This window comes from Pseudoalteromonas sp. APC 3358 (assembly GCF_030408075.1).
In the GTDB taxonomy this organism is placed as follows: domain Bacteria; phylum Pseudomonadota; class Gammaproteobacteria; order Enterobacterales; family Alteromonadaceae; genus Pseudoalteromonas; species Pseudoalteromonas arctica.
Genome location: NZ_JASDCE010000030.1, coordinates 1 through 5,520, shown reverse-complemented (window position 1 = coordinate 5,520; position 5,520 = coordinate 1). Strand labels below are relative to the sequence as shown.

The following is a 5,520-nucleotide window of genomic DNA, read 5'->3' as shown; positions in this document are numbered from 1 at the left end:
TAAGTTTAAGGGGTAGTTAACCTCATAATTTGCCATACTTTGGAGAAGTAACCCACCTTTGTATGCCTTTAGATATCGTGAGTATGGCGATTTATGTTACTTTAGAGGGGAAAATCCCTAGAACCCCTTTATTGGTGATTTCAGTAAAGTATTCATGGTAGGCATAACGAAAGAAACTCTCTCTGGTGATATTCCTGAAAGTTTATTTATGTTATTTCAAATGACTTTTGCAGTAATAACTCCAGCGCTAATTATAGGTGGGTTCGCTGAACGCATGAAATTTTCCGCAGTACTTATTTTTAGTGGTTTATGGCTATTAGCTGTTTACACACCTGTTACTCATTGGGTATGGGGCGGTGGCTGGCTAAGTGAAATGGGCGTATATGATTTTGCAGGTGGTATTGTTGTACATATTACAGCAGGTACAGCTGCCTTAGTTGCTGCTATGGTTTTAGGTCCACGTAGAGGTTTTGGTACAGCCCCATTATTACCACATAACTTAACCATGACAGTAACAGGTGCTGGTATGTTATGGGTAGGCTGGTTTGGTTTTAACGGTGGTAGTGCACTAGCAGCTAACGGTGATGCTTCAATGGCGATGTTAGTAACTCATATCTCTGCCGCTGCAGGTACATTAACTTGGGCTTTTATTGAATGGAGAAAATTCGGTAAAGCGAGTGTTATTGGTGCTGTTACAGGTATGGTAGCGGGTTTAGGTACTATTACGCCAGCATCAGGCTTTGTTGGACCAGGTGGTGCATTAATTATAGGTATTTCAGCAGGTATTGTTTGTTATTATTCAACAGTATTTATCAAACAAAAGCTTCGTATAGATGACTCTTTAGATGTTTTCCCTGTGCATGGTGTCGGTGGTATTTTAGGTACATTTTTAGCGGGTATTTTGTCAGCAACAAGTTTAGGTGTATTCAGTGGTTTTGGTTTTGCCGATGGTATTAACACAATGGGCGAACAAGTTTATGTTCAAACTGTTGGTATCGTTTCAACACTTATTTACACAGCCGTAGTCACTTATGTATTACTTAAATTAGTTGGTTTGATGACTAACGGTTTACGTGTTGATGAGGAAGGTGAAGAGAACGGGTTAGACTTAGTTGATCATGACGAGTCTGGTTATAACCTTTAACTCTCACAAACATTAATATTATTACCCAAAAGGCATAGCGTTAACCGTTATGCCTTTTTCTTTTTATTGAATGTTATGACATTTATTAGCCTAAATAGAGGGTACTCAATTAAAAGACAAAAACGGTAGTATTCACTGCCCTATATACCCAATAACTTCACCTGTTGCTTGGCCAATGCCTTCAATCTGTTCTTTGTATACCCTAATTTACACATTAATCTAAAGCCCATATAACCAGACATAACGGCATCAACTTTTGATAGAATTTCTTCATCATTTTTATTTAAATCGCTAGTTAAGAAATGCTCAAAAAAAACTTGAGCCATAGGTGCAAATAATTCGCTAACTTTTTCAGCAACAGACTTATCTTTTCCTCCAAGCTCACTAGCTGTATCACATAAGAGGCATCCTCTAGAAATTGTATTTTCACTACCTTGTTCTATAGCTTTTTCTAAAATATTTTTGTAGCCTGTAGTAATTACTTTAGAATCAATCATCATACTAACAACCGCACTTATTTCTTTCTTACCGTAGTATTCAAGTACTTTAAAAAACAATGTTCGTTTATCTGTATATGCATTATACAAACTACCTCTACGAATTTTCGTCGCATTTTCAAGATCTTCAGTCGATGTAGCGTTGTAACCTTTCTGCCAAAAAATCGACATAGCATTATTTAGTACGGTTTCTTCATCAAACTTTCTAGGTCTTGCCATCTAAAATTCCTGTTCATAATTAGTTTTTATATGAATATACCAAAATAACTTTATAAAGTAGAGAAAAAGGTTTATATTGGTACGGTAATTCAAAAACAAATAAAGGACCACATTATGATTAGCTCTTTTTCACGCACTGCCTTATTAGGAGTAGTGCTTGTATTCACAAGTACAGTATCTACAGCTGATACACTAAATAACTTTGTTGCCTCTGATGGAACACCACTATTACCAGACAACTTTAGAAGCTGGGAGTTTTTAGGCAGTTTTACAGGTTTAGCTCCTGATAAAAATGGCTCACATGAAATGCATAGCGTTTATGCTAGCCCAGGTACAGTAGAGTATTATCAAGAAAACGCGAGCTATCCAGATGGAGCCGTATTAGTAAAAGAAGTTTTAGAAACAAATACTGAAAATTTAACAACTGGACGTATTTCTTATGCAACCAAAACTAAAGGTTGGTTTGTTTGGATTAAAGATAAAAAGAACAGATTTCCTGAAAGTAAGTTATGGGGTGATGGCTGGGGCTGGGCATTTTATGCTGCTGGTGATAAACCCGTGCTACAAACAACAGATTATAAAAATGATTGTTTAGGTTGTCATATACCAGCAAAAGACACTGATTATTCGTATATCCGAGGCTATCCAACGCTTCAAGCAGTGCTTAACGCACATGATAAAAATGTGTCTGAAAAAGAAAAAGCTAAATAACCTGAATTCAGAATAAGCAATTATACCTAATATTGTTATTTAACCGTCTAACGTCGTTGCCTGCATGGATGCAGGTACTTAGTTTTTATCGGGAATAAAAAAACTGTATTTTCACGCCCAATAACCATCTATTGTTTTATAGAAATGCCTTGATAATCACATAAATTTAATCACTGGAGAATTAAGACTTTTTATTTTTTTAATCCAGACAAAGATACATAATATGTTAATAAATCAATGAGTTATTCAATCCATCAATCCGAGTTGAGGTTAACTATATTGAATATTTAGAAAGCAAAAAGGTAGCTTTCGCTACCTTTTTTATATGAGTTCAGAGCTGCAATTATCTACCGCCGAACATTCCACCCATACCGCCACCGCCAGGAGGCATCATACCTTTCATGCTACGCATCATTTTTTGCATACCACCTTTGCCTGACATTTTTTTCATCATTTTTTGCATTTGAGTGAATTGTTTAAGTAATTTATTCACATCTTGTATCTGTGTACCAGAACCTAACGCAATACGACGCTTACGAGAGCCTTTAATAATTTCTGGACGTTGGCGTTCACCTGGTGTCATTGAATTAATCATAGCTTCCATACGAATAGTGATTTTGTCATCCATTTGACCTTTTACTTGCTCAGACATATTACCCATTCAGTTAGTGGATTGATATTAACTTGGCGATTGCCAATAGCCTGCTTTTTATTGTAGATTGGCAAGATGAGAGGGCATTAATCCTACTTATACTTCAAGATGAGAGGGCATTAATCCTACTTATACTTTGTCGCTTGGTCACATAACGCACGCACTTCATCTAACTTGTGTGAGATGAACAAAATGGCGCAGCCTTCTGCTTTTAGGCGATTGAGGGTGATGAATAGCTGTTCCACCTCTTGCGGCGTAAGGACGGATGTCGGCTCGTCTAAAATTAATAAGCGAATGTCTTGTAGTAAGCACCGTACGATTTCGACACGTTGACGTGCTCCTACTGATAGCGAATGCACGTAACGATCAGGATCAAGTGCCATGCCGTAGTGTTCCGATACTTGGCGAATACGATCACTGAGTGCGCGGCGATTACGGGTTTGGTCTTTCGGGAGGCTGAGAGCGATATTTTCTGCCACCGTTAAGGTTTCGAATAAAGAAAAGTGCTGAAACACCATGCCTATGCCCAATTCGCGGGCATGTGCAGGGCTGCGTATCTGAGTTGGCGTACCTTCCCACAGCAGAGTACCGGCGTCGGCCGCTACGATGCCGTAGATGATTTTCATTAGGGTACTTTTACCGGCCCCGTTTTCACCGAGCAGGGCATGGCATTCGCCCGCCGCTACGGCAAGGTGAATATCATCATTGGCAATGCAGCCGGGATATTGTTTGCGGATGCCCCGCAGTTCGAGTCTTGATGTCACGTTAGCTAAACCTGATGGTGCAAGAACAACAGCTTTTAAAAAGCTGACTAGATGGACAAGATGTTAGCAATTAACTTGCCAGTATCTATTCTTGAATAGAAAGAGGTTTCAAAATATAAGCTTGACCAGTTGGTCAGGAAATTGCAGGCTGGAAAATAAGGTAAACAAGACGGCTACTCGGGAAACTTCAATCAGCCCAGTCGCTATAGGTGATATCGCACGTTTAACGATCACGCTATGCGCGCTTTAAGCCCGAGTTTCTTGGTATTTTTAACAAGAGTGTAGGATAGACAGTGATACGTTTTAATTTAAATGGTGAATGGATCGAAGATGGGAATATTGACCCCATGTGCACCATTCTCAATTATTTGCGCACTCAAATGGCGCAGACAGACGTCAAGGAAGGTTGCGCAGCCGGTGACTGTGGCGCATGCACTGTTATGCTTGCCAGCCTCGATAACGGTCAACTTTCTTTCTATACGGTCAATGCCTGCATTGCCTTAATGGCGCACCTGCACAATCGCTATATTTTTACTGCGCAGGGTATTGCTCAACAGTCGTTACACCCAGCGCAACAAGCCATGATTGATTTCCATGGATCGCAATGTGGATTTTGTACCCCTGGTATTGTGATGTCGCTAGCGACTCTGTATCAGCAGCGACTGCAACAGGGTATTGATTTAAATATTGTGCCTAGTGATCACGATATTCATGCCGCGTTATCGGGTAATTTATGTCGGTGCACCGGTTATCAGCCTATCGTCTCTGCGGCTCGTCATATGGGTGATTATCCCAAGAGGGATTGTGCTGAGCAGGTACAAGCAGCCGCTGTTGTAGAGTTTGATCCCAATGCAGGCGTTAGCTGGCAAGATGAGAGGGCATTAATCCTTGGCAAGATGAGAGGGCATTAATCCTACTTATACTTTTGGCGATTGCCAATAGCAAATGCACCGCGCTATGTAAATAGCGATCTTGCGCGCTTAAAACAGAAAAACTATAACCCTCAACCGCCTCGACAGCTGAAAACAACGCCTCATCATTCAAACGAATCCGGCTGGTTGGCGGCACTAACGTATGGTGTAAGTCGAGTTCTATATGGCGAGCCGCATGCGTCAACGGCGGCACCTCATGCATCCAGTAGCGATAATAATGATCATCATAAGCCGTTAATGCCGAATCTTGATGCCAGCCCAAGGTAGATAAGCGTTGCTCCGCATCCTCTAAATAGGCCTTTGGGACTAATAAATCCAAATCAGACACTCGCCGCCCCTTGGCATGCGGTAAGTGCAAGGCTAAATAAGCGGCCCCCTTCAATAGCACTAAAGGATAGCCACTATCGGCAAAAGCCATCGATAAAGCCGAAAACTCACGCCGCAACTGCAAACTAAAAAAACCTGCCCGAATACGGGGTTCTAGGGATTTTCCCCTCTAAAGTAACATAAATCGCCATAACCCAAGCAGTTAGTGGCTTGTGGAGCTGGGTTACCTTTCATTTTAGACTTCATTTTGAACAATAGGCCTAGTTATTTCCTG

Annotated in this window: 5 protein-coding genes and 2 pseudogenes; 3 read left to right on the top strand and 4 right to left on the bottom strand. The window is 40.6% G+C overall.

The window, feature by feature from the left end:
• Positions 1-127: 127 nt before the first annotated feature.
• A pseudogene (locus QL995_RS21525) lies at positions 128-1,144 on the top strand (ammonium transporter); the annotation flags it as partial.
• A gap of 140 nt (positions 1,145-1,284) precedes the next feature.
• Here the strand turns inward: QL995_RS21525 and QL995_RS21520 are convergent.
• A complete protein-coding gene (locus QL995_RS21520) occupies positions 1,285-1,860 on the bottom strand; it encodes a TetR/AcrR family transcriptional regulator (RefSeq protein ID WP_243530453.1) in 576 nt (191 codons plus the stop codon).
• Between the two features lie 114 nt (positions 1,861-1,974).
• Here QL995_RS21520 and QL995_RS21515 point away from each other — a divergent pair, with 114 nt between their 5' ends.
• On the top strand, positions 1,975-2,571 hold the full coding sequence (locus QL995_RS21515; protein ID WP_290295068.1) for a cytochrome P460 family protein: 597 nt from the start codon (positions 1,975-1,977) through the stop codon (positions 2,569-2,571).
• A 343-nt stretch (positions 2,572-2,914) separates the two neighbouring features.
• On the opposite strand, the pseudogene QL995_RS21510 reads toward QL995_RS21515, so the two are convergent.
• Positions 2,915-3,232: pseudogene (locus tag QL995_RS21510) on the bottom strand (signal recognition particle protein); the annotation flags it as partial.
• 116 nt (positions 3,233-3,348) lie between these two features.
• A complete protein-coding gene (locus tag QL995_RS21505; RefSeq protein ID WP_243530456.1) occupies positions 3,349-3,987 on the bottom strand; it encodes an ATP-binding cassette domain-containing protein in 639 nt (212 codons plus the stop codon).
• Positions 3,988-4,280: 293 nt separating this feature from the next.
• On the opposite strand from QL995_RS21505, the gene QL995_RS21500 reads away from it, so the two are divergent.
• Positions 4,281-4,898, top strand: a complete 618-nt coding sequence (locus QL995_RS21500; RefSeq protein WP_279388981.1) for a 2Fe-2S iron-sulfur cluster-binding protein — start codon at positions 4,281-4,283, stop codon at positions 4,896-4,898.
• On the opposite strand, the gene QL995_RS21495 is transcribed toward QL995_RS21500, so the two are convergent.
• Positions 4,846-5,364: a nucleotidyltransferase family protein gene (locus QL995_RS21495; RefSeq protein ID WP_279388993.1), complete on the bottom strand. Its 519-nt coding sequence runs from the start codon at positions 5,362-5,364 to the stop codon at positions 4,846-4,848. The two genes, QL995_RS21500 and QL995_RS21495, sit on opposite strands and share 53 nt — an antisense overlap.
• Positions 5,365-5,520: the final 156 nt, after the last annotated feature.

Coding starts and splice junctions, on each gene's coding strand:
- QL995_RS21520 (WP_243530453.1), bottom strand. CDS start 1,860: ATGGCAAGACCTAGAAAGTTTGATGAAGAAACCGTACTAAATAATGCT.
- QL995_RS21515 (WP_290295068.1), top strand. CDS start 1,975: ATGATTAGCTCTTTTTCACGCACTGCCTTATTAGGAGTAGTGCTTGTA.